Raw genomic sequence first — 22,892 nt, forward strand, 5'->3', positions numbered from 1 at the left:
CCCCGGATTCTAGCTGCCGGCATCGTCCGGCAGGCTCGCGACGATCTCCACCGCCGTCACCCGTTCGAGGCGAGGGCGCCCCGGCCCCGCGAGAAGGACGTCCCTCAGCCCCGCGCGGTCCCGCTTCTTGTCGGCACCGAGGAGTGCCGGCCAGCCCCTGCGGACCGCTGCCGGCAGCGGAGGAGGCCTCAGGATGCCCGCCACGAGCCTCTCGATCCGGGTCGCCGTCCGTCCCGGAAGGAGCCCGCGCGTCGCGGAGAGGCGCAGCGCGGCCAGGAGACCCCACGCGACGGCCTCGCCGTGCCGCAGGCGGTATTCCGACGCGCCCTCGAGGGCGTGCGCCACTGTGTGCCCCAGGTTCAGCACGTGCCTCAGGCCGAGCCCCTCGTCGGGGTCGCGCGAAACGACGTCCGCCTTCACCCGGAGCGATCGCTCGACCGCCTCGGCCAGGGCGGACTCGTCCCGCGCCGCGAGCCCTTCCAGGAGCTCGGGCAGACGTCTCCAGAAGGAGGCCGAGAGGAGCGCGGTCTTCACGACCTCCGCCAGCCCCGACCGGTGGTCCCGATCGGACAGGGTCGAGAGGAGGCGGGGATCGACGCAGACGAGGCGAGGGTGGTGGAAAGCCCCCGCGAGGTTCTTCCCTGCCGGGAGGTTCACCGCCGTCTTCCCCCCGAGCGCGCTGTCGGCGGCGGCAAGGAGCGTCGTCGGCACCTGGACGACCGGAACCCCCCGGAGAGCGAGCGACGCCGCGAGACCCGCCACGTCGCCGACGGTCCCGCCGCCGAAGGCGATGACGCCTCCGTCCCGCGACAGTCCCCGCGCGGCCATCTCCGAGAGGAGTCTCCCGAGCGAGGTCCACGTCTTGGCGGCCTCGCCGTCCGCAACGAGAATGGGCTCCGGGTCGAGAGACGTCGCTCCCCCGAGCGCCTCCCCGAGGAGCCGACCCTGCGCCCCGAGCACCGGCGCCGACGAAACGACGAGCCAGCGCCCGGGGGCGATCCGCCCGAGCGCCACGGGAAGGCGCGCGAGAGCTCCCGACCCCACGGAGACCTCGCAGGGCACGCCGGCGGCGGCGAAGCGGAACGTCCGGATTCCGCGCGCGTCAGGACGGCTTCGGGACGACATCCGTGGCGCGCCGGATTCCCAGCTCGACGAGCTGCGCGTCCGAGACCGGGCCGGGCGAATCCGTCATGAGGCAGCTCCCCGAAGCGGTCTTCGGGAACGCGATCACGTCGCGGATCGACGAGGAGCGCGTCAGGATCATCAGCATCCGGTCGAGGCCGAGAGCGAGACCGCCGTGGGGCGGCGCCCCGAAGCGGAACGCGTCGAGCAGGAAGCCGAACTTCGCCCTGGCCTCTTCCCCACCGATGCCGAGCGTCGTGAAGACCTTCGACTGGACCTCGGGCTGGTGGATCCGGATCGACCCCCCGCCCAGCTCCATACCGTTCAGGACGACGTCGTAGGCGCGGGCGTGGACCTTTCCGGGATCGGAATCCAGGAGCGGCACGTCCTCGGGCCGGGGCGACGTGAACGGGTGGTGCATCGCGTACCAGCGGGCGTCCTCCGCGTGCCACTCGAGGAGCGGGAAGTCCGTCACCCAGAGGAACTCGTAGCGCCCCTCGGGAATCAGCTTCTCCTCGCGCGCGAGCTTCACGCGGAGGCTCCCGAGGACGTCGTTGACCGTCGACGCCTTCCCGGCCACGACGAGGAGGAGGTCGCCGTCGCCGGCCCCGAGCGCCCCGCGCGCGGCCGCGACCGTCGCGTCGTCGAGGAGCTTCTTGGCGTTCGAGTTCCAGCCTCCCGGGAGGTCCGCCTGGAGCTTGATCCAGACGAGGCCCGACGCGCCGAGCTGCTTCGCCGCGACCTCGAGGTCGTCGAGGCGCTTCCTGGCGAAGGCGGCACCGCCGGGGATGGCGATTCCCTTGACCCTCTCCGCCGCACGGAGAATGTCCGAAGGAGAGGAGGAGAAGTCGAGCGTCTTCAGCTCGAGCCCGTACCGGGTGTCGGGCCGGTCGATGCCGAATCGCTCCATCGCCTCCGCGTGCGTCATTCGCGGGAAGCGCTCCGGGCAGGGAATCCCGTAGGCCGGGAAGACCGCCGCGAAGATCTTCTCGATCAGGGCGTAGATCGTCTCCTCGTCGGGGAAGGAGAGCTCCAGGTCGACCTGGGTGAACTCGGGCTGCCGGTCGGCGCGCAGGTCCTCGTCGCGGAAGCACCGGGCCATCTGGTAGTAGCGTTCGACGCCCGCGACCATCAGGAGCTGCTTGAAGAGCTGCGGCGACTGGGGAAGGGCGTAGAACTCGCCCGGGTGGACGCGCGACGGCACGAGGAAGTCGCGGGCCCCCTCGGGCGTCGACTTCGTGAGGATCGGCGTCTCCACCTCGAGGAAACCCTCCTCGTGGAGGACCTGGCGTATACGGAACGTGACGTCGCTGCGCTTCACGAGGTTCGCCGTCATCTCGGGCCGGCGAAGGTCGAGGTACCGGTACTTGAGCCGGATGTCCTCCGAGGCCTTCACGCCGTCCTCGATCGGGAACGGCGGCGTCTCGGACCGGTTGAGGACCTCGAGCGCGGTGGCGCGCAGCTCGATCTCTCCCGTCGCCATCTCGGCGTTCTTCGCCGCGCCCTCGCGCAGGACGACCTGGCCCGTCACGGCGAGGACGAACTCGCCGCGCAGCTCCTTGGCGCGCGCCAGGAGGTCCGGCGCCGGAAGGAACTCCGCGTCGAAGACGACCTGGACGAGACCCGACCGGTCCCGAAGGTCGATGAAGACGAGCTCCCCGTGGTCGCGGCGGCGGTGGACCCAGCCCTTGACGAGGACGGTCTGTCCGGCGTGCTCGCTCCGGAGCGAGCCGGCGGGGACGCGGGATGCGGAAGCGGTCACGGGGTCTCTCCCTTCAGGACGCGCGGAAGGTCCGCGAACGGAACCTCCGTCTGCGACCTCTCGACGAGGTTCTTGACGACGGCGACGCCCGACTCGCGTTCCCGGCCTCCGACGAGGACCGCCGTGCGGCACCCCTTGCTCGAAGCGGCCTTGAGCCCGGCGCCGGGGCCCTTGCCGGCCGGGTCGAGGTCGACCGCCACCCCGGCACGCCGCAGCGCGCCCGCGATTGCGAGCGCGGCGGCCCGGTCGATCGGGTCGATCGCGACGAGGGCCACCGGGGCGAAACCCTCGATCGCCGCCCGGCGGAACGCCTCGGGGAGGACGTCGACGAGACGGTCCTCGCCGATGGCAAAGCCGATGCCGGGCGTCTTCGGCCCGCCGAGGTCGGAGACGAGGCGGTCGTACCGGCCCCCTCCGAGGAGCGCGTTCTGCGCTCCGAGGCCCTGGGCGGTCACCTCGAAGACGGTGCGCGTGTAGTAGTCGAGGCCGCGGACGAGCCGGGGCTCGACGCGATACGGGATGCGCTCGGCGTCGAGGAGCGCGAGGAGCTCCTCGTGGTGCGCGCGCGAGGCGGCATCGAGGTGGTCGAGGACGAGGGGCGCCCCGGAGAGGACCTCGGCGAGCGACCTGTCCTTCGTATCGAGGACCCGGAGCGGGTTGTCGCGAAGCCGCCGGCGGTCGTCCTCGCCCATCTTCTCCTCGTGATCGAGGAGGTAGGCGCGCAGCGCCTCCACGTAGGCCGGTCGTGACTCCTCGCTCCCCACGCTGTTGAGCGACACGGAGAGCCCGGTGAAGCCGAGCCTGCCGAGCAGGTCGAAGAGCATGACGAGGAGCTCGGCGTCCGTCGCCGGGTCCGCCGCGCCGAGAACCTCGGCGCCGATCTGCCGGAACTCGCGGTAGCGCCCCTTCTGCGGCCGCTCGTAGCGGTACTGCGGCCCGACGTAGTAGAGCTTCTTCGCTCCACCGGCCTGCGGCATCCCGTGCTCGACGTACGCGCGCGCCACGCTCGCGGTGTTCTCGGGCCGCAGCGAGACCTCGCGGCCGCCCCGGTCGGTGAAGGAGTACATCTCCTTGTGGACGATGTCCGAGGCCTCCCCGACGCTCCTCACGAAGAGCTCCGTCGGTTCGAGGACGGGCGTGCGGATCTCGTCGTAGCCGTACAGCGAGAATACGGCCCGCGTCGTCTCCTCGAGGCGGTTCCAGACACGCGTTTCGGGCGGGAGCAGGTCCCGCATCCCCTTGACGCTCGTGATCATCGGGGGTGACCGTCCGTCAGAGGACCGGCACCGCGACGGGCAGAGCCCGTCCGCGCCGCGCGTCCTCTCGGAGGTACTCCTCCTTGTATTCGAGGTAGTTCTTCCAGTAGACGTCGAGATCCGCGACCTCGGCCGCCGTCAGGTCCCGCCTGTAGCGCGCGGGGCTGCCCGCCCAGAGCGTCCGGGGCGCGACGGTCGTGCCACCGAGAACGACGGAGCCCGCCGCGACCAGGGCCCTCTCGCCGATCTCGGCCCCGTCGAGGACCGTCGCGTTCATCCCCACGAGAGCGCCGCGACGAATCGTGCACGCGTGGACGACACAGTTGTGGCCCAGCGTCACCTCCTCCTCGAGGAGGAGCGGCCCGACGCCGTTCGTGACGTGGAGCGTCGCGTTGTCCTGGACGTTCGTGCGGGCGCCGATCCGGATCGAGCAACAGTCGCCGCGAACGACCGATCCGTACCAGATCGAGACGTCGTCCGCAAGGACGACGTCGCCGATCACGGCGGCGGTCTCGGCGAGGAAGACCCTCTCGCCGATGACGGGAACCGCTCCTCGGTACGGCCGGATGATCATCGATTCCTCACGGGCCGGAGACGATACCAGATGGGGGGACGGTGCACCGAAACCTGTGCACGGCGGCCGGAAGGCCGGAGGGGTACGGAGTTAGGGTCCCCCCGAGGGAGGAACGCACAGGGTTTTCCTCAGCTTCACTGGAATCCTTCACGATGTCTTCATCTCGATGAACAGTTGGTGCACACGCTGCGCTGCCGCAGCGAGTCCTTCCGACCGAACGACTTCGCGGCCGCTCTTCACGGTGTTCCGGCACGCCGTGCGCCGGGATCCCCCGGGAAACGGCCGACTTGCGACGCAGCTGCGTCAGGTGCGCGAGCGCGTCGTCCCGGCGGCCGCGGCGAGAAGCTGCTTCGCCTGACGTCGGGCGGCGTCCGTGAGGGAGGCACCCGCGAGGAGCGACGCGATCGCCTCGACACGCCCCTTCTCGTCGAGCTCCGTCACCACCGTCCTCGTGCGCCCGCCGGAGACTTCCTTGCGTACCGCCAGGTGGCGATCTCCCGCCGCCGCGACCTGCGCGAGGTGCGTCACGACGAGGATCTGCTCGCGCGCGGCGAGGGCTCTCAGCTTCAGCCCGACGGCCTCGGCCGTCGCGCCGGACACTCCCGCGTCGACCTCGTCGAAGACGAAGGTCCGCACGGGCCCTCCGCGCCGGCTGCCCCGCCGGCCGTCGCGCGAGGCCTCCGCCTCTGCCAGCGCGGCCGCGACGGCGAGCTGGACGCGGGAGAGCTCGCCACCCGACGCGATCTTCGCGAGAGAGCGATGCGGCTCCCCAGGGTTCGGAGCGAACGAGAGCGTGACGACGTCGACCCCGTGCGGGCCGAAGCCGACGCGCTCATCTCCCGCCAGCAACAGGCTGTCGGGCGCGGCCTTCCGCGAGACGTCGACGCGGAACGCCGACGAGAGGAACGCAAGGTCGGCGAGCTGCTTCTCGACGGCCTTGCCGAGCCGAGGTGCCGCCGCCGTCCGGGCGGCGGACAGCTCGAGGGCCGCCGTCCTGTAGGCGGCGAACGCCCCGTCGGCCGCCTTCTCGGCCTTTCGGAGCGCTCCCTCCAGGTCGGCCAGCTCGTCCCGCTCCCGCCCGACGGCCTCGCGGTACGCGAGGACCTCTTCGAGCGTCGCGCCGTACTTCCGCTTCAGCTTCGCGAGGACGTCGAGCCGCTCGACGACGGCCGAAAGCCGCGCCGGGTCGGCCTCGAGCTTCTCGAGGTCGCGCGAGGTCGACGCCGCGACCTCCGAAACCCGATCGATCAGCTCGTCGACGACCGCGAGGCGTCCCGAGACGTCCGGGTCGACTTCGGTGAGCGCCGCGAAGGTCCGCCTCAGGGCGGTCAGGGCCGGCAGGACGCCCCCCTCGTCAGATTCGAGGGCCGCTACGGCGTCCGTCAGGAGCCTCCCGCGCTTCTCGACGCTCGAGAGTCCCGCCTTCTCGCCCTGCAGGAGATCCTCTTCGCCGGCCACCGGCGCGGCGCGGTCGATCTCCGCGATCCGGAACTCGAGGACCTCGAGCCGGGCCGGGCCGTCCTTGCCGAGCGCGGCGATCCGCTCACGGTCCGCGTCCTTCTCCCTCCACACTGCATGAAGCCGTTCGACCTCCGCCGACCGCTCCGAGAGAGCGGCGAACCGGTCGAGGAGCTCGCGCGGCGACGCGGGATCGAGGAGCTCCCTCGCCTCGGCCTGCCCGTACAGGACGAGGAGGCGCGGGGCCAGGTCGGCGAGCGTGCGCAGCGCCGCGGGCGAGCCGTCGATGAAGAGGCGCCCCTTCCCGCCCGAGGAGACCTCGCGCCTCACGACGACCTCGGCCGGGCCGCGGGCGCCCGGCTCGCGCAGGCCGGCGGCGGCGAGACAGGCCGCGACGGCCGGGTCGTCCGTCTCGAACGAGCCCTCGACGACGAGGCGCTCCGCCCCGCCGCGGACGAGCGTCGCGTCGGACCTCTCTCCCGAGAGGAGCGAGAGGGCGTCGACGACGAGCGACTTCCCCGCACCGGTCTCGCCCGTGAGGACGGTCAGGCCGGTGTCGAGCGCGACGTCGACGTCCTCGAGGACGGCGAGGTCCCGGACGCGGAGGGTGCAGAGCACGGCCTTACCGGGAGGCGCGGTCCTTCAGCCAGCGGAGCGTCATCGCGAGGCCGATGGCCGTCGCCCCCGTCGCGTAGCCGGCGTGCTCGCGCTCGAAGTAGGCCGTCGGGGCGATGTCCACGTGGGCCCACGGAGTCTTCGGGTCGACGAACTCCTTCAGGAAGATCGCGCCGTTGATGGAGCCGCCGTAGCGCCCGCCCGTGTTCTTGAAGTCGGCCCAGTCGGACCGGATGTTCTCCCTGTAGTCGTCCCAGAGCGGAAGGCGCCAGAGCCGCTCGTCCGTCCGCTCACCCGCGGAGATCAGCGCGTCGGCGAGGTCCTCGTGGTCGGTGAAGAGGACGGACGCCTCCAGGCCCAGGGCGACGACGGCCGCGCCCGTGAGGGTGGCGTAGTCGACGATGACGGCGGGCGAGAATTCCTTTGCGTAGTCGAGCGCGTCGGCGAGGACGACGCGCCCCTCGGCGTCGGTGTTGTCGATCTCGGCCGTCTTGCCGTTGCGGAACGTCACCACGTCGCCCGGCTTGTAGGCGGAGCCCGACGGCATGTTCTCGGTGAGCGGTGCAAGCGCCACGACGTTCAGGGGCAGGTCGAGGTCCGCGGCCGCGAGGACGGCGCCGCACACGGTGGCCGCGCCCATCATGTCCCACTTCATGTCGCCCATCTTGTCGGAGGGCTTGATCGAGATGCCGCCCGAGTCGAACGTGACGCCCTTCCCGACGAGGACCACGGGCTTCTCGCCCTTCCTGCCGCCCCGGTGCTCGAGAATGACGAACCGGGGCTCCTCGGCGGCGCCGCGGTTGACGGCGAGAAGGCCCCCCATCCGCTCTTCCTCGATCTGCTTCTTCCCCAGGACGGTGGCCTTCACGCCCCGCTTCTTCGCAGCCGCCTTCACGGCGTCGGCGAACATCCGAGGGACCATGTCGTTCGACGGGGTGTTCCCGAGGTCGCGCACGAACGCCGCCATCCCGGCGACCTTCGAGGCCTCGACGCCCGCGTTGCGGAGCTCCTTCGGCGGCGCACCGGCGAAGACCCCGCGCCCGGCCTGGAGGGCCATCTCCTCGAGCTTTCCAGGACCGTTTCCGGCGCTCTTGTAGCGAGGGAACGCGTACCCGGCCACGAGGAGGTTGCGCGCCACGAAGTCGCGCGCCTCGTCCGCGTTCATCCTCAGGAGCGTGAAGGGAAAGTCGACGAGGGCGGACGTCTCACCGTTCTTCTCGAGCGCGCGCACGGCCGCTCGAAGGAACCCGCGAGCCTTCCGCGGGGCCATCTCCTCTCCCGTGCCGGTGCCGAGGACGTAGAGGCGTTTCGCAGGGCCGTCCGCGTCGAGAGGGACCGTCCAGGCCGAGCCGTCGTTGCCGGCGTCGGGAGGCGCGCTGGCGCGCGCCGCCTCCCGGAGATCCTCGGGGACGGTGTCGAAGAGGGCGGGCCCCTTCCTCTCGGGCCGGGCGACGAAGGCGACGACGGCGTCGCGACGGGCGCCCTTCTTCTTCCTCTCGGCGGGGGAAACGATCTCGAGCTTCAAGCGTGACTCCTCCGTGGCGTGCAGTCCGGGGAGTCTAGCCGAGCCCGAATAGAATCCAGGAATGCCTCCCGCCGCGCTCGACGCAACGTCCCTGCCCGGCCTTCCGCCCCCCCGCCGTGGAAAGGTCCGCGACGTCTACGACCTCGGAGACCGCCTCCTCGTCGTGGCCACCGACCGGATCTCCGCGTTCGACGTCGTCCTGTCTCCGGGCATACCCGGCAAGGGCGCGGTCCTCACTCAGCTCTCGACCTTCTGGTTCCGGAAGTTCGGCGGGCTCGTGAAGAACCACCTCGTCGAGACCGACGCCGCCGCCTTTCCCGCCGATCTCGCCTCCCACGCGGGGCTCCTCGCCGGGCGCTCCGTCCTCGTGGAGAAGTGCCGCGTCGTGCCGTTCGAGTGCGTCGCCCGAGGCTACCTCGCCGGCTCCGGCTGGAAGGACTACCGGAAGACCGGGGCCGTCTGCGGCGTTCCCCTTCCTTCCGGCCTCCTGGAAGCGTCGCGGCTCCCCGAGCCGATCTTCACTCCGGCCACGAAGGCCGAATCGGGGCACGACGAGAACGTCTCGTTCGAGACGATGGTCAGCGCGGTCGGGCGCGACCTCGCGTCGCGCCTGCGCGACCTGACCCTCGCGATCTACTCCGAGGCGGCCGTGTACGCCGCCTCGCGCGGCGTGATCGTCGCCGACACGAAGTTCGAGTTCGGCCTCGACGAGGACGGAGCGGTCGTCTGGATCGACGAAGCGCTCACGCCCGATTCTTCGCGCTTCTGGCCCGCTTCCTCGTGGTGCGAGGGCGGCTCGCCGCCGTCCTACGACAAGCAGTTCGTCAGGGACTGGCTCGAGTCGACCGGCTGGGACAAGGCCCCCCCCGCGCCGGTCCTCCCCGCCGACGTCGTCGCCGGGACGCTCGGCCGCTACGTGGAGGCGTTCCGCGTCCTCACGGGCGTCGACCCGGACCTGCCGGGCTGACGGGCGACGCGGTCCGAACGAGAAGCTCTTCGACGCTCGAGACGGGAGTGACCGCGAGGTCCGGGAATTCCGCTGCCTCCGCGGCGTTTCCTGCCGGAACGAACGCCTCGGTGAACCCGAGGCTGACGGCCTCCTTGAGCCGGAGCGTCGCGTCCGTCACGGCACGGACCTCGCCGAGGAGGCCCACCTCGCCGAAGGCGACGGCCCCCTTCGGCAACGCCACCTCACGGACGCTGCCCGCCACGGCCGCCAGGACGGCGAGGTCCGCCGCGGGCTCCTCGCTCTCGGCGCCCCCGGCGATGTTCAGGAAGACGTCGTGGCCCGAGAGCGCGAGGCCCCCGTGCCGCTCGAGCACCGCGAGCAGGAGCGCGAGGCGCGTCCCGTCGAAGCCGATGGCGGTGCGTCGCGGCGTGCCGTACTTGACCGGCACCGTCAGCGCCTGCACCTCCAGGAGGAGCGGACGCGTCCCCTCGACCGCCGCGAGGATCGCCGAGCCGGGGCGACCGCCGGTGCGTCCGCCGAGGTAGAGAGCCGAGGGGTTCGTCACCTCGACGAGACCGGTGCCGGTCATCTCGAAGACACCCAGCTCGTGGACCGGCCCGAAGCGGTTCTTCAGCGCCCGAAGCACGCGGTGCGCCTGGAATCGCTCTCCCTCGAACGACAGGACGGCGTCCACGAGGTGCTCGAGGGTCTTCGGCCCGGCGAGCGTCCCGTCCTTCGTCACGTGCCCGACGAGGATCACCGGCGTCCCGCCCGTCTTGGCCTGCACGGAAAGGCGCGCCGCCGCGTCGCGCACCTGGGACACCGAGCCCGGCGTCGAGGGAAGATCCGGAGAGGCCACGGTCTGGATCGAGTCGACGACGAGGGTCGTCCAGGGCCTCTCCGCGGCGGCTTCCAGGATCCTGTCCACCGAGGTCTCGGCGAGGAGGTGGAGACCGTCGACGACCGCACCGAGCCTGTCGGCCCGGAGCCTCACCTGCCGGGCCGACTCCTCCGCCGAGACGTAGAGGACCGGACCCGCCCGCAGTGCGAGCCGCGCCGCCACCTGGAGGAGCAGCGTCGACTTTCCGATCCCCGGTTCGCCGCCGAGGAGGACGACGGAGCCCGGGACGAGGCCTCCGCCGAGGACCCGATCGACGTCGGCGAGGCCGGTCAGGAGGCGGGGCGCGTCCGTTGCGTCCACGTCCCGCATCCTGAGGACGGGCGCCCTCCCGGCCGCGGTCGCGGCCCGCTCTCCCGGCCTCGCGGGGCGCTCCGGCTCGCCCTCGACGAAGGTGTTCCATCCGCCGCACTCCGGGCAACGGCCCAGCCAGCGCGGGCTCTGCGCGTCGCAGGCCGAACAGGTGAAGACGCGACCCGGCCGCCTGGCCATCAGAAGGCGCTGAGGGCGGCCGGCAGGAGCGTCTTGATGTCCTCGTCCTTCCAGCGGATCCCGGCACCGAAGAAGAACGAACGGCCCGCGGGGTTGATGATGTCGGTGACGCCGCCGCGAACGAAGACCGCGCCCCGTGTCTGCCACTGGCCGAAGAGCTTCACCTGGGCATTGCCTTCCGGCCGGCCGAAGTCCCACGCTTCGCCCGTGAGCAGGAGCTGGTTCTTCAGGAGGTGCTGGTCGATCGCGACGCCGCCGCGCGACTCGATGAGTCCGGCCCTCAGCGTCGTGTCCTTGAAGCGGTATCCGAGCTGGGCCGAGAAGCCGAATTTGTCCTCGGTCCGCGTGACCTTCGTCGTCACGACGGTCGGCGGACCGCCGTCGACGCTCGTCTCGTAGCGGTACGTCTCGTCGACCCGCCTCCCATCCTCGAGGCCGATCATCTCGATGCGGTAGAACTTGTTCTCGCGCGGCGTCACGTCGACGCGGAACGCGCCCTTCCACGCCTCGGTCCGGGTCGCGTACTCGCCGTAGAAGCCGAGGTCGAGCTCGATCCGGTTGATCCGCGTGAGCGTCGTGTTCAACGACTCGACGCCCGTCTTGATCGACGTGAGCGCCTCGTTCAGGTTGTCGTGCGCCGTCTCGTCGTTCAGGAGCTTGCCCATCGTCCCCTGCCCGCTGTCGAGCTTGCCGGTGATCGAGCTCAGGTTGTCGGCGGAGATCTTCAGCTTCCCCGACAGGTCCTCGATGTTCGCGACGGACCCCTTCACCCCCGACCTGTTCTCGTCGAGGATCCTGTCGAGGCGCGCGAGCGTCTCCCGGATCGACGAAGAGAACTCGCGCAGGTTCGCCATCGTCACGTCGACGTTCTGCCGGTTCGACTCCACGAGGTTCTTCAGCTGTTCGGCGAGCGCCCCGACGTTGTCGACGATCCGGTTGATCTTCGCCTCACCCGTCTCGCCTCCCATGGATCCGGCCAGAGCGCCCGTCAGCTCCTTGACGTCCTTGCCGATGTCGCTCGCCAGCTTCGTCAGCTCGTCGAACTCCACCGGGACGCGCCCGGGAATCCGGGCCCCCTCGGGGAGGCGCGGCTTCGCGGGGTCCCCCGCGAAGAGGTCGACGTACTTGTCTCCGAGCATTCCGAGGTTCTTCACCTGGCCCCACGCCCCGTCGCGCAGCTCGACGTCTCCGTCGAAGACGAGCCGTGCCACGGCCGTGCCGTCCGGCAGGAGGCGGATGCCATCGACCTTCCCGACCCTCACTCCCGCGATCCGCACCGCCGACTTGTCGTCGAGCCCGGCCACGTCGGTGAAGGTGACCTCCGCCGAGGCGGAGCGCTCCTTGCCGGGGAAAGGCAGGTCCTCGATCTTCAGGACGAGAACGGCCAGCGCCAGCAGGACGGCCAGCGCGAAAAGGCCGATCTTGGCGGTCGCGTTCATGCAGTTGCCTCCTCGGGGAACGAGGACTCGCCGTCCTCGCTCCCGTCGCCCCGGACGAACGCCCTGACGCGCGGGTCGTCCGACGCCTCGAACTCCCGCGGGGGGAGGTCGACCAGGATCTTTCCGCGATCGAGGAGCGCGACTCTCTCGGCGACCTCGAACGCGACCTTCAGGTCGTGGGTGATCGTCACCATCGTCGGGTTCATCCGGTCCCTCAGGTCGATCATCACGCGGGCGAGAACGTCCGTCGTGATGGGGTCGAGGCCGGTCGTCGGCTCGTCGAACAGGAGCACTTCCGGCTGCAGCGCGATCGCCCGCGCGAAGCCGACGCGCCGTCGCATGCCCCCGGAGAGCTCGGACGGGCGCTTGCTCTCGATCCCGTGGAGCCTCACGAGCGCGAGGCACTCCGCCACGCGCGCCCGCACCTCGTCGGGACTCATCTTCGTGTGCCGTTTGAGGGGAAAGGCGATGTTCTCCCCGACGGTCATCGAGTCGAAGAGCGCCCCCTCCTGGAAGGACATCCCGAATCGGCGGCGGATCTCGTCGCGCCGGGAGCGCGAGGTGGCCCAGAAATCCTCGCCCTCGATCTCGACCGTCCCGGCGTCGGGAGCCAGGAGCCCGATCATGTGCTTGAGGAGGACGCTCTTGCCGGTGCCCGACTTGCCGAGGATGACGATCGAATCCCCCTTCGCGACCGACAGGTCGAGCCCGTCGAGGACGACCTTCGTCCCGAAGCTCTTCCCGACTCCCGAGAGGCGGATCTCGGGAGGGGCCTGTGAGACGGGGACCGCGTCCGGCGCGCTCAGAACAGCACCTTCGTCAGGAAGAAGTCGGACACGAGGATCGCGAGCGACCCGAGGACGACCGCCGCCGTCGTCGCCCGCCCGACGCCTTCCGCCCCGCCCTTCGTGTCGAATCCCTGCTGGCAGCCGATGAGGGTCAGGAGGAACCCGAAGACCGCCGCCTTGACCAGGCCCGACCAGAGGTCGTTCAGGTCGAGGAACTGGAAGGTGTTCTGGACGTAGACGACCGGGTTGGCGCCGAGCAGCCGCACCGCGACGAGGTAGCCGCCCGCGATTCCGAGAGCGTTCGCCAGGACGACGAGCATCGGGACGACGATGATGCCCGCGAGGATCCTCGGCACGAAGAGGTACTGGACCGGGTCGGTCGCGAGGGAGACGAGGGCGTCGATCTGCTCCGTCACCCGCATCGATCCGATCTCGGCGGCCATCGCGCTTCCCGATCTCCCGGTCACCATCAGGCCCGTGAGGACCGGCGCCAGCTCGCGGAGCATCGAGAGCGCCACGACGGAACCGACCCAGGCCTCGGCGTGGAACCGCTTGAACCCGACGTAGGTCTGGAGCGCGAGGACCGCCCCGGTGAAGACGGCCGTGAGGAGAACGACCGGGAGCCCTTCGAAACCGACCCGAACGACCTGCGTGGCGAGGCCCCGGCCGTCGAAGGGCCTGCGGAAGAGTCCCCGGACCGTCAGACCCAGCAGGGTGACACACCGGCCGTGGAACTCGAGGGCCTCGAGGGCGAACCGGCCGACGGTTTCAAGCACGCCCATCGGGCCTCGCGTCGGACGGCGCGTCTCGGAAATCGTGGATCAAAGGAGGATCTCCGCCGTCGATGATACGCGGCGCGACCCCCCGGTTCACATCCCCGCGCCTTCGGGCACCTGGGCGAGATCCGAGAAGCGGGTCGTCTCCCCCGACCAGCCCAGGGAGAACCGTCCCGTGGGGCCGTTCCTCTGCTTGGCGATGATGACCTCGCAGACGTTCTTGTCGGGCGTGTCCTTGTCGTAGTACTCGGGCCTCGAGAGGAAGATGACGAGGTCGGCGTCCTGCTCGATGGCGCCCGACTCGCGCAGGTCCGAGAGCTGCGGCTCCTTCTCCGACCCGCGCTGCTCCGTGCGGCGGGAGAGCTGGGCGAGTGCGATGACGGGGACGTCGACCTCCTTGGCGAGGGCCTTCAGCCCGCGCGAGTAGGCGCCGACCTCCTGAGTGCGGTTCTCGTACTTCTGGCGCGAGCCCATGATCTGGAGGTAGTCGACGAAGATCGCGTCGAGCCCCTTCTGCGACTGCTTCAGCTGGAGCGCGCGGGCGCGCATCTCGAGGAGAGAGTTCGACGGCTGGTCGTCGATGTAGAAGCGCGCGTCGCGCATCTGCTGCGTCGTGTAGAAGAGGAACTTCTTCTCTTCCTTCGACAGGCGTCCTTCCCTCAGGCGCTGCAGGTTCACGCGCGCCTCGGCGCACTGGATGCGGAACCCGAGCTGGGGCGCGCTCATCTCGAGGGAGAAGAAGGCGACGCAGTACCCGCTGTGGATCGTCAGGTACGAGGCGATGTTCAGCGCGAACGCCGTTTTCCCCATGCCCGGTCGCGCGGCGAGGATGATGAGGTCGGTCTTCTGGAAGCCCTGCGTCAGGGCGTTCAGCCGCGAGAAGCCCGTCGGCAGGCCCGTCAGCATCGAGCCGCGCGCCTGGATCTTCTGGATCTCTTCCTCGTTCTTCTCGGCGATCTCGGAGAGGCGGACGAAGCCGCCCCTCAGGCTCCCCTTGGCGATGTCGACGAGCTCCTGCTGGGCCGCCTCGAGGACGGCCTGCGCGTCGGGGGCGTCGACCGCGGCCCGCGCCGCGCGGCGCGACTGCAGGATCAGCTGCCGGCGGAGCGCCGCCTCGCGGACGAGCTTGGCGTAGCTCTCGACGCTCTCGACGTCCGGGACGTTGTCGAGGAGGCCCGAGAGATAGGCCGTGCCGCCGGCGCGCGCGAGCCGGCCGTGCCTCTCCAGCTCGGACTCGACCATGACGAGGTCGATCGATTCCTTCCGGTCGGAAAGGGCGAGGCACGCCTCGTAGACGAGCCGGTGCGGCTCGGAGGCGAAATCCTCGGGAACGACGTGCTCCATGACCCGCGTGAGGAGCGCGCCGTCGATCAGGAGAGCGCCGAGGAGGCTCCGTTCCACCTCCGGGCGGGAGGGCAGGGTCTCGAGCTCGGCGGGGACGACGGAAGCCATGGGCCGCCTGTTCTACACCATTCGCACGCCGGAGGGATCAGCGGGGAGAGAGATCGACCTGGGGCCGCCCGGCCTGCCGCCTGCGGGCCGCCGCCGCCCGTGCGACGCTCTCCCAGAGCGGCTCGGCGAGCCGCCGGGCGCCGAGGCTCTTCCCGGCGTCGGCGGGAGTGTGGAAATCGGACCCCGCCGTCTGGAGCAGGCCGAGCGCTTCGGCCTCCGAGGCGAACTCCTCCTCGCGCCCGTCGTTGTCCGGGTGGTAGACCTCGACGCCGTCGAGGCCGAGACCGGCCCCTCTCCGCAGGAGCCCGGCCGGGTCGCGATACCACACGGGGTGAGCGAGAACCGCGAGGCCCCCGGCGCGGTGCACCGTCTCGATTGCCTCTCCGAGGCCCCACTTCGCCTTCGGAACGAACGCCGGGGCACCGTCGCCCAGGAACCGGTCGAACGCCTCTCCGAAGCTCTTCACGACCCCCTTCGCGACGAGTGCGCGCGCCACGTGCGGCCGCCCGAAGGCCCCGGCGCCGACCTCGGCCCTCAGAGCCGGGAGGTCGAGGATCACCCCGAGCTGGGCGAGCCTCGCGACCATCGCCTCGCCGCGCCGGTCCCGCACCTCCCGGAACGAAGCGAGGCGCGCGACGAGGGCCGGCTCGTCCGGATCGAGGAAGAGCCCGAGGAGGTGAACGTCCTCTCCCCCGTCGTCGACGGAGAGCTCGGCGCCGCCCGCGGCCACGAGACCCGTGCCGCTGGCCGCACCCACGAACTCCGGGACACCGTGGACCGCGTCGTGGTCCGTCAGGACGGCGACGGAAAGGCCCGCCCCAACCGCGCGCTGGACGAGCCGGGAGGGCGACTCGACGCCGTCCGAGAAGGTCGAGTGGAAGTGGAGGTCCGCGCCGCCGAACGCCACCCCGGTATCCTACAGGCCGTGAGGAGGAGCCGGGAGCCGGGGGGCGGAAGATCGTTGCCTTTCTGGGCGGGGCCTGTCGTGGCCCTGGCCGCGGTGGCCACTCTCTGGGCCTGCACGGTCCACCACAAGGCGCGGACGGCCGCCATGGCGGCCGACACGACGCGGGGCCTCTCCGTCTGCGTCCTCTTCTTCGACGGCCTTTCGAAGGAGGCCCTCGACCGCGCCGCATCGTCCGGTGACGTCCCGACGCTGAAGGCCGAGATCCTCGATCGCGGGCTGTCGGTCGATACGGCCGTCTCCTCCATCCCGAGCGAGACCTACCCGAACCTCGCGGCTCTCCAGACGGGGCTTTTCCCGGGGCACCACGGGATCCCCGCGAACATCTGGCTCGACCGGCGGCTCCAGATTCGCGAGGCGCACACGAACATCTTCCGCGCCTACTCGTCCGCCGAGTTCCTGACGCCCGACTCCAGGACGATCTTCGAGATGCTCCCGGCCGACTCCGTCGCGGTGACGACTCCGATGGCGCGCGGCGTCTCCGTCCACTCCACCAACCTCGCCACCGTCGTCGCCTCCTACCTGAGGAACGACTGGGCCTTCCTCGACCGCAAGACGATCGACGACCTCGGCGACGCGTACCACGGCGCGCTCTCCGCCGGCGCGCTCCCTTCGATCACCTGGGGACACCTCCTCGGCCCCGACGAAGTTGCCCACTACGAAGGCCCCGACAGCGAAGCGTCCCGCGCGATCCTCCGGGCGATCGACCGGAGCTTCGCCCGCCTCGTGAGACGGCTGAAGCGATGGGGGGTCTACGACCGGGTCCTGTTCGTCCTCGTCGGAGACCACGGGCACGCGGGCTACACCCGATTCGTCGCCGCCGACGAGCTGGTCCACCGGGTCCTCTACCGCTACCCGACCGGCGCCGATTGCACCACCGAGGACTGCGTCCTCGTCACCCTGCCCGAGAAGCGCCCTGGCTCGTACGACGTCGGCGACGCGCAGGTCGTCGTCGGAGCCTACCGGGGCGCCATGATCTGGCTCCCGACGACGCGACCGACGGAAGAGGTGCCACGGGCCGTCCTCAGGGCGCAGAAGCGGAAGGCGAAGAAGCGCCGGGCGGACGGCGTCGCGCCGCCGGTCCCGCCTCGCTCGGACTTCGCCGCCGGGCTCGCGGACCTCCCCGAGATACGCCTCGTCCTCACGCGCGGGCCCGAAGCGGGCTGGGTGGACGTCTACGGCCCGAAGGGACGCGCCGAAACGCACCGCGAAGAGCGGGAGGACGGTGAGAACGTCTACACCTACCGGCTCCTCGAGGGCGAGGACCCCCTCGCGTTTCCCGCTTCGCTCCTGGGCCGGCCTCTCTCTGCCGCCGAGTGGCTCGCCGCGACGGCCGGCACCGAGTACCCGGACCTGCCGGTCCAGGCCGTCGCGTTCTTCGACTCGCCGAGGGCTCCGGACGTCCTCGTCTCGCCGATCGACGGCGTGGGTTTCCGCGCCGGGCGCCTCGGCGGACACGGAGCCCTCTCGCGCGTCGAGGCGGTCGTGCCGCTCGTCTTCGCCGGACCCGGCGTCAGGGCGGGGCGGCTCTTCGCGGCGCGCACGCTCGACCTGACGCCGACACTTCTCTCCTACCTCGGCGTCCCCTACGACGCCTCGGGAATGGACGGGCGCTCGCTCGAGATCCTCACCGAGCCCCTCGGGCCGCCCGCTCCGCTCCCGGCTCCCGAAAGCCTCACTTTCGAGTAGGTTTCAGCGTACGGATCCTGACGGTGTTCGTCGCTCCCTCCAGGGCCGCGGCGCCCGAGACCTCGACGACGGTCGCCTGGGCAAGGCCGTGCGCCCGCAGGACGGCGTCTCCGTTCGCGATCATCCCCTCCACCGACGAGGACGCCGGGATGCAGTACGAGACGACGTTCCTGAGGAGCGTGAGGCGGCGCCGCACCTCCTCGGAGTTCGTGATCGCCACGATCGGGATCCGGGAGTCCTCCTTCGAGAGCAGGCGCGCCGTCCGGCCCGACGCCGTGTAGACGACCATCGCCTGCGCCCCCGCGCGCCGCGCCGCGACGACCGCCATGTCGCAGACGACCGGGGTGTGATCCTCCCCGTCGGAGATCCGGTGAGGAGGCTCGCCGGGCATCGGCCGCTGCGCCTCGGCCACCCGCGCGATCTCGTCCATCGTGCAGACCGCCGCGACGGGATAGGCGCCGACGGCCGTCTCGCCCGAGAGCATCACGGCGTCCGCCCCGTCGTTCACCGCCCCGGCGACGTCCGACACCTCGGCCCGCGTCGGGACCGGGTGCTCGACCATCGACTCGAGCATCTGCGTGGCCACGATGACGGGAACCGACTTCTCGTGTCCCACCCTCAGGATCGCCCTCTGCGCCCCGGGAACCGCCGCAAGGCCGATCTCGACACCGAGGTCCCCGCGCGCCACCATCAGCACGTCGGAAGCGGCGGCGATCTCCCTGAGCGCGCGCACCGCCTCGATCCTCTCGATCTTCGAGACGATCCACGGACGGCGTTGCGGCGGCGCTTGGGCGATCAGGCGGCGGAGAGTCTTCACGTGCTCCACGGTCCGGACGAACGAGAGGCCGACGAACTGGATTCCCGCCTCGAGCCCCTCGCGCAGGTCGCGGCGGTCTTTCGCCGTGACGGCCGGGGCCGAGAGGACGGAGCTCGGGAGATTGACGCCGGCCCCCTTCCTGACCGTCCCGCCGGACAGGACCCGGGCCTTCAGCGCGCCGCTGCCGCGGCTTTCGACCCTGAGCCGGATCAGTCCGTCGGCGATCCGGATCTCGGCCCCCGGCTCGACCTCGGACAGAAGCGCCGGGTAGGTGACGGAGATCTGCTTTCCGGCACCGCGGCGCTGCCCCGGGACGATCTCGACGAGGTCCCCGTCCTTCCAGACGGTCGTGTCTCCCTCGATGGGACCCACCCGGATCTTCGGCCCTCCGAGGTCGAGAAGGATGCCGACGGGGCGTCCCACCACGATCTCGGCGGCGCGGACGAGGGCCACGCGCCGCGCTATGTCTCCGGGCGCACAGTGCGCGCCGTTGAGGCGCACGACATCAACGCCTGCTGCGAGGAGACGGACGAGCTCGCCCTCCCTCTCTGCCCGGGGTCCGATCGTCGCGACGATCTTCGTGGCGCGAGGCTCCCGCGTCGGCTTGGCCATCCGCATCCTCCTGTGAACCGTATGATCTCCCCATGACTTCGAAACCGGAATCCCTGCTCGCCGCGGACCTCGAGGTGCACGCCCCTCGCCCGCCGAGCGATCCCCGGATCGACAGCATCGCTCCCCACGTCCGGGAGATCATCCGGATCCTCGGCCTCTCCCCGGAGACGGATCCCAACCTCGTCGACACCGACCGCCGGGTGGCGAAGATGTACCTCGAGATCTTCTCGGGCCTCGACGAGGGAACCCGCCCGAAACTGACGACCTTCCCGAACGACGAGCACTACACGTCGATGGTCATGGAGAAGGAGATTCCCTTCTACTCCATGTGCGCCCACCACTTCGTGCCGTTCTACGGGCACGGGCACGTCGCCTACATCCCGAACGAGAGGATCGTCGGCCTCTCGAAGCTCCCCCGCCTCCTCGATTTCTTCGCCAGGAGGCCCCAGCTGCAGGAGCGGCTCACCGAGCAGGTCGCCAGGGTCCTCGAAGAGGAGCTGAAGCCGCTGGGAGTCATGGTCGTCATCGAGGCCCGCCATCTCTGCGTCGAGATGCGCGGCGTACGCAAGCCCGGCTCGGTGACGGTGACCTCGGCGATCCGCGGCGTCTTCAGGCAGAAGGCGGTGCGGGAGGAGTTCCTGGATCTGCTGAGGCGACCCGGATAGGCGCCGGGCTCACCTGAGCCAGCCCGGGAAGGCGCCCGCCTTGCGCGCCTCCTCCTGTAGCGCCTCCCATCGACCAGAGGCGCTGCGGTGCTGGGCCCGGGCCTTCTCCGCCACGTCGCGCGCTTCGATGACGCGGATGACGTAGCTGTTCCGCTCGGCCTCGCCCACGCCGAGATACGACCTTTCGGCCGCCGCCAGCTGCGCCTCGGCCGCTGCGAGGTCGCGCTCCGCATCGTCGAAGACCCCGCGCGCAGCCCCCGCTCGTTCCCTCCAGTAGTCCTCTCCGCGGCCGAGGTTGTCGGTCGGGGGCTTCTCTGCCGGAACCGGGGCGGCGGTCGGCGTCGTGCCCGGCGGAGGAGGTGGCTCAGGCGTTCCCATCCTCGCGTTCTCGAGAATCCGCCGGGCCTCATCCCCGCTCGTCTTCATCCGGACCCTGTCGCCGAGGGGAGGCGTCGCGAACGGGCCAGGCGTCGGCCGAACCTTCGGAGCGGCAGCGGCGGCCGCGGCCGCGGCCGCACCCGGCGCATTGGCCCGTCCGGTGGCCTCCGTGTCCACGCGCACGGCCGGGATGGAGACGAGGGTTCCGGAGCCTTTGAGGCGCCCGACGAACCGCCCGTCGCGGTTCTCGGGCGGCCCTTCGAACGTGACCCGGGTACCGTCCGCCTGGACGAGGACCCAGGAGCGGCCGGGCGGCGTCGTCGCGGTCCCGGCGGTCGTGGGCGGCGGGGACCCCGGGGCGGAGGCCACCAGACCCAGGACGAGAGCGAGCTCAGCAATCACGCGACCTCCGCCAGGAGGGCGCCGGCCGCAGCCAGGCCCCGAAGGGTGCGCACCCCGTGCCAGCAGAAATCCTCTCCCGGCACGCGCACGACGCGCGCGGACGGGAGGGCCCGCGCCCAGTGCGCTCGATCGGCGTCGCCGAACGGGAAGGGTTCGTCAGGCAGGACGACGAGCTCCGGCTCGAGCGCCGCGAGCTCCTCTTCGTCCGTCTTCGGCCACGGCGCGCCCGCGGCCGGGAAGGCGTTCACTCCACCGAACGTTTCCAGGAGGTCGGAGATGTACGTCCCGGCCGCAGCGGCCATCCAGGGCCCCTTCCAGATCAGGTAGGCGAACCTGACCGCCCGGCCCGCCCGGGCTGCCGAGAGTTTTTCCTCGACGGCCCGCGCCCACCCTTCCGCGACGTCACCGGTTTCCGTCAGCTCACCCAGTCGCCGAAGCAGCGGCGGGACGTCCGCGACGCGTGTCGGGTGGCTCACGTCGACCCGGTGCCGCTTCGAGAGCGCGGCGACGTCCGCGCCGCGGTTCTCCTCGGCGTTGCAGAGGACGAGGTCCGGCGCCAGCGCCGCGATCGCGTCGAAGTCGGGGTTCTTCGTACCACCGACACGCGGGATGCCCTCGAGCGCCTCGCGGGGGTGAACGCAGTACCGCGTGATCCCCGCGAGGCTCCCGCCGAGCCCGAGCGCGACGAGGCTCTCCGTGATCGACGGGCAGAGGGAGACGATCCGCATCAGGCGGCCGGCTTCTTCCTCCCGAGCAGCTCGTCCAGGACCTCCTTCGAGCCCTTCTTCACGTCCTCGTGGAGCGAATCGCCGTGAGCGTCCATCGTGACGATCAGCGGGAAGTCCTTCACCTCGTAGATCCACATCGCCTCGGGCACGCCGAGCTCTTCGAGGTGCTTCACGCCGAGGACCCGGACGACCCGCCGCGCGAGGACCTGCGCCGCGCCGCCGATGGCGTGAAGGTAGACCGCGCCGTGCTCCTTCAGCCCGGCGAGCGTCTTCAGGCCCATGCCGCCCTTGCCGACCACGCCGCCGAATCCGTACTTGCCGATGACGGCCGCCTGGTAGGGCTCCTCGCGGATCGACGTCGTCGGACCGGCGGCGAGAACGCTCCAGGAGCCGTCCTTCTCCTTCCGCATGACGGGACCGCAGTGATAGAGGATCGAGCCGCGCAGGTCGAGGTCGGGGTACTCCGGCCAGGTCTTGACCCAGAGCTTGTGGAGGGCGTCCCGGCCGGTGACCATGAGGCCGGAGACCTCCACCGCGTCGCCTCGCTTCAGCGACCGGACGACCTCGGGGGAGAGGGGCGTCGTCAGCTTCCTCGCCTCGCTCATTGCGCGTACACCGCCTTTCCGGAAGGAGCGATCTCGACGGACGCCCGCCGCGTCGCCCAGCACATGTAGCTGACGGAAACGAAGAAGGACGCGGGAAGGCGCGCGAGGTGCGTCATCTTCACGCCGAGAAGCGTCGTCCTGCCGCCGAACCCCATCGGTCCGACGCCGAGGAGGTTCCCCTTCTCGAGGAGCTCTTCCTCCGCAGCCGCCAGGGCGGGCTCCGGGCTCCTGTCGCCCAGCTTTCGGAAGAGCTGCCGCTTCGCCTCGGCCATTCCGCTCGCGCGGTCGCCGCCCATGCAGACGCCGAGAATCCCGGGCGAACAGCCCTTCCCCTGGGCCTGGAAGACGGCGTCGAGAACGGTCCGCTTCACGCCTTCGAGGTCCCTGTCGGCGCCCAGCTCCGAGTTCGGGAGAGAGTACTGCGACCCCACGTTCTCGCAGCCGCCTCCCTTCAGGATCAGGTCGGCCTTCAGACCCGCCCGCGCGTGCTCGTGGACGTGAACGATGGGCATCCCGCGGCCCGGCGCGTTCCCGGTGTTCCTTCCGCTGAGCGAATCGACCGAGTTGGGGCGGAGGTAGCCGCTCGCCGTCGCGACCTCGGTCGCCTTCGCGGCGGCCTTCTCGATCGCGCGGATCGAGACGCCCCGCGGCGCCGCGACCTCGAAGAGGGGCATCCCCGTGTCCTGGCAGACGGGCCGGGACGTCGCCGCCGCGAGGCGCGAGTTCTCGAGGAGAACCCCGAGCGTCTCGCGGGCCACCGAACCCTCGTCCTCGCGATCCCGGGCCGCCTCGATGGCGGCCAGCACGTCCGGAGGCATGGAGGTGGCGGCGCGGCGTATCAGCTCGGTGAAGGTCGCGACGAGGGACTTCTCGGCAAACGGATCGACCGGGACAGGCTTCGTCGAAAGGCTCGCGGCGAGCTTCCT

Annotated in this window: 18 protein-coding genes and 1 pseudogene; 3 read left to right on the plus strand and 16 right to left on the minus strand. The window is 70.9% G+C overall.

Going from position 1 to position 22,892, the window contains the following annotated elements; genetic code table 11:
- Positions 1-9: 9 nt before the first annotated feature.
- The 6 genes from IPN03_02375 to IPN03_02400 form a co-directional block, all read right to left on the minus strand.
- Positions 10-1,125: a 3-dehydroquinate synthase gene (locus tag IPN03_02375; protein MBK9372599.1), complete on the minus strand. Its 1,116-nt coding sequence runs from the start codon at positions 1,123-1,125 to the stop codon at positions 10-12.
- Positions 1,103-2,884: an aspartate--tRNA ligase gene (gene aspS, locus IPN03_02380; protein ID MBK9372600.1), complete on the minus strand. Its 1,782-nt coding sequence runs from the start codon at positions 2,882-2,884 to the stop codon at positions 1,103-1,105. The genes IPN03_02375 and aspS overlap by 23 nt, the downstream gene beginning before the upstream one ends.
- Positions 2,881-4,140, minus strand: coding sequence for a histidine--tRNA ligase (locus IPN03_02385; GenBank protein ID MBK9372601.1), 1,260 nt, complete (start codon positions 4,138-4,140; stop codon positions 2,881-2,883). Before IPN03_02385 ends, aspS begins: the two co-directional genes overlap by 4 nt.
- Positions 4,141-4,156: 16 nt before the next feature.
- Positions 4,157-4,711: a gamma carbonic anhydrase family protein gene (locus IPN03_02390; protein MBK9372602.1), complete on the minus strand. Its 555-nt coding sequence runs from the start codon at positions 4,709-4,711 to the stop codon at positions 4,157-4,159.
- A 306-nt stretch (positions 4,712-5,017) separates the two neighbouring features.
- Complete coding sequence (gene recN / locus IPN03_02395) at positions 5,018-6,790, minus strand: DNA repair protein RecN (GenBank protein ID MBK9372603.1); 1,773 nt, start codon at positions 6,788-6,790, stop codon at positions 5,018-5,020.
- 4 nt (positions 6,791-6,794) lie between these two features.
- On the minus strand, positions 6,795-8,312 hold the full coding sequence (locus IPN03_02400) for a leucyl aminopeptidase (GenBank protein MBK9372604.1): 1,518 nt from the start codon (positions 8,310-8,312) through the stop codon (positions 6,795-6,797).
- 61 nt (positions 8,313-8,373) lie between these two features.
- On the opposite strand from IPN03_02400, the gene IPN03_02405 reads away from it, so the two are divergent.
- Entirely contained in the window at positions 8,374-9,279 is a 906-nt protein-coding gene (locus IPN03_02405) for a phosphoribosylaminoimidazolesuccinocarboxamide synthase (GenBank protein ID MBK9372605.1), read from the plus strand.
- Here the strand turns inward: IPN03_02405 and radA are convergent.
- From radA to IPN03_02435, 6 genes are all read right to left on the minus strand, one after another.
- The gene (gene radA / locus IPN03_02410) at positions 9,248-10,651 is read right to left on the minus strand and encodes a DNA repair protein RadA (protein MBK9372606.1); all 1,404 of its coding nucleotides are present in this window, start codon (positions 10,649-10,651) and stop codon (positions 9,248-9,250) included. The genes IPN03_02405 and radA overlap by 32 nt on opposite strands.
- Entirely contained in the window at positions 10,651-12,090 is a 1,440-nt protein-coding gene (locus IPN03_02415) for an MCE family protein (protein ID MBK9372607.1), read from the minus strand. The genes radA and IPN03_02415 overlap by 1 nt, the downstream gene beginning before the upstream one ends.
- Positions 12,087-12,851 (minus strand): ATP-binding cassette domain-containing protein, encoded by a 765-nt coding sequence (locus IPN03_02420; protein MBK9372608.1) that lies wholly within the window; start codon positions 12,849-12,851, stop codon positions 12,087-12,089. The genes IPN03_02415 and IPN03_02420 overlap by 4 nt, the downstream gene beginning before the upstream one ends.
- A 41-nt stretch (positions 12,852-12,892) precedes the next feature.
- Positions 12,893-13,660 carry an ABC transporter permease gene (locus tag IPN03_02425; protein ID MBK9372609.1) on the minus strand — a complete coding sequence of 256 codons (768 nt, stop codon included), beginning with the start codon at positions 13,658-13,660 and terminating at the stop codon, positions 12,893-12,895.
- An 87-nt stretch (positions 13,661-13,747) separates the two neighbouring features.
- Positions 13,748-15,106 (minus strand): replicative DNA helicase, encoded by a 1,359-nt coding sequence (gene dnaB, locus IPN03_02430; GenBank protein MBK9372610.1) that lies wholly within the window; start codon positions 15,104-15,106, stop codon positions 13,748-13,750.
- 37 nt (positions 15,107-15,143) lie between these two features.
- Positions 15,144-16,013 (minus strand): PHP domain-containing protein, encoded by an 870-nt coding sequence (locus IPN03_02435; protein ID MBK9372611.1) that lies wholly within the window; start codon positions 16,011-16,013, stop codon positions 15,144-15,146.
- A gap of 78 nt (positions 16,014-16,091) precedes the next feature.
- On the opposite strand from IPN03_02435, the gene IPN03_02440 reads away from it, so the two are divergent.
- A complete protein-coding gene (locus IPN03_02440; GenBank protein ID MBK9372612.1) occupies positions 16,092-17,759 on the plus strand; it encodes an alkaline phosphatase family protein in 1,668 nt (555 codons plus the stop codon).
- Here the strand turns inward: IPN03_02440 and pyk are convergent.
- Positions 17,746-19,188, minus strand: coding sequence for a pyruvate kinase (pyk, locus tag IPN03_02445; GenBank protein MBK9372613.1), 1,443 nt, complete (start codon positions 19,186-19,188; stop codon positions 17,746-17,748). The two genes, IPN03_02440 and pyk, sit on opposite strands and share 14 nt — an antisense overlap.
- A gap of 32 nt (positions 19,189-19,220) precedes the next feature.
- On the opposite strand from pyk, the gene folE reads away from it, so the two are divergent.
- Entirely contained in the window at positions 19,221-19,853 is a 633-nt protein-coding gene (folE, locus tag IPN03_02450; GenBank protein ID MBK9372614.1) for a GTP cyclohydrolase I FolE, read from the plus strand.
- Positions 19,854-19,862: 9 nt separating this feature from the next.
- Here the strand turns inward: folE and IPN03_02455 are convergent, their stop codons facing one another.
- The 3 genes and pseudogenes from IPN03_02455 to IPN03_02465 form a co-directional block, all read right to left on the minus strand.
- A complete protein-coding gene (locus IPN03_02455) occupies positions 19,863-20,633 on the minus strand; it encodes a hypothetical protein (protein ID MBK9372615.1) in 771 nt (256 codons plus the stop codon).
- Positions 20,630-21,361, minus strand: a complete 732-nt coding sequence (locus tag IPN03_02460; protein MBK9372616.1) for an ABC transporter substrate-binding protein — start codon at positions 21,359-21,361, stop codon at positions 20,630-20,632. The genes IPN03_02455 and IPN03_02460 overlap by 4 nt, the downstream gene beginning before the upstream one ends.
- Positions 21,361-22,784 (minus strand): annotated as a pseudogene (locus tag IPN03_02465) (fumarate hydratase). The gene IPN03_02460 and the pseudogene IPN03_02465 overlap by 1 nt, the downstream one beginning before the upstream one ends.
- Between the last annotated feature and the right edge of the window lie 108 nt (positions 22,785-22,892).

This window comes from Holophagales bacterium, assembly GCA_016719485.1.
Taxonomy (GTDB): Bacteria; Acidobacteriota; Thermoanaerobaculia; order UBA5066; family UBA5066; genus UBA5066.

Bases quoted from the DNA above. Each gene is read 5' to 3' on its own strand.
- IPN03_02375 (MBK9372599.1), bottom strand. From the start codon at position 1,125: ATGTCGTCCCGAAGCCGTCCTGACGCGCGCGGAATCCGGACGTTCCGC.
- IPN03_02385 (MBK9372601.1), bottom strand. From the start codon at position 4,140: ATGATCACGAGCGTCAAGGGGATGCGGGACCTGCTCCCGCCCGAAACG.
- IPN03_02405 (MBK9372605.1), top strand. From the start codon at position 8,374: ATGCCTCCCGCCGCGCTCGACGCAACGTCCCTGCCCGGCCTTCCGCCC.
- radA (MBK9372606.1), bottom strand. From the start codon at position 10,651: ATGGCCAGGCGGCCGGGTCGCGTCTTCACCTGTTCGGCCTGCGACGCG.
- IPN03_02415 (MBK9372607.1), bottom strand. From the start codon at position 12,090: ATGAACGCGACCGCCAAGATCGGCCTTTTCGCGCTGGCCGTCCTGCTG.
- IPN03_02425 (MBK9372609.1), bottom strand. From the start codon at position 13,660: ATGGGCGTGCTTGAAACCGTCGGCCGGTTCGCCCTCGAGGCCCTCGAG.
- dnaB (MBK9372610.1), bottom strand. From the start codon at position 15,106: ATGGCTTCCGTCGTCCCCGCCGAGCTCGAGACCCTGCCCTCCCGCCCG.
- pyk (MBK9372613.1), bottom strand. From the start codon at position 19,188: ATGGCCAAGCCGACGCGGGAGCCTCGCGCCACGAAGATCGTCGCGACG.
- folE (MBK9372614.1), top strand. From the start codon at position 19,221: ATGACTTCGAAACCGGAATCCCTGCTCGCCGCGGACCTCGAGGTGCAC.
- IPN03_02460 (MBK9372616.1), bottom strand. From the start codon at position 21,361: ATGCGGATCGTCTCCCTCTGCCCGTCGATCACGGAGAGCCTCGTCGCG.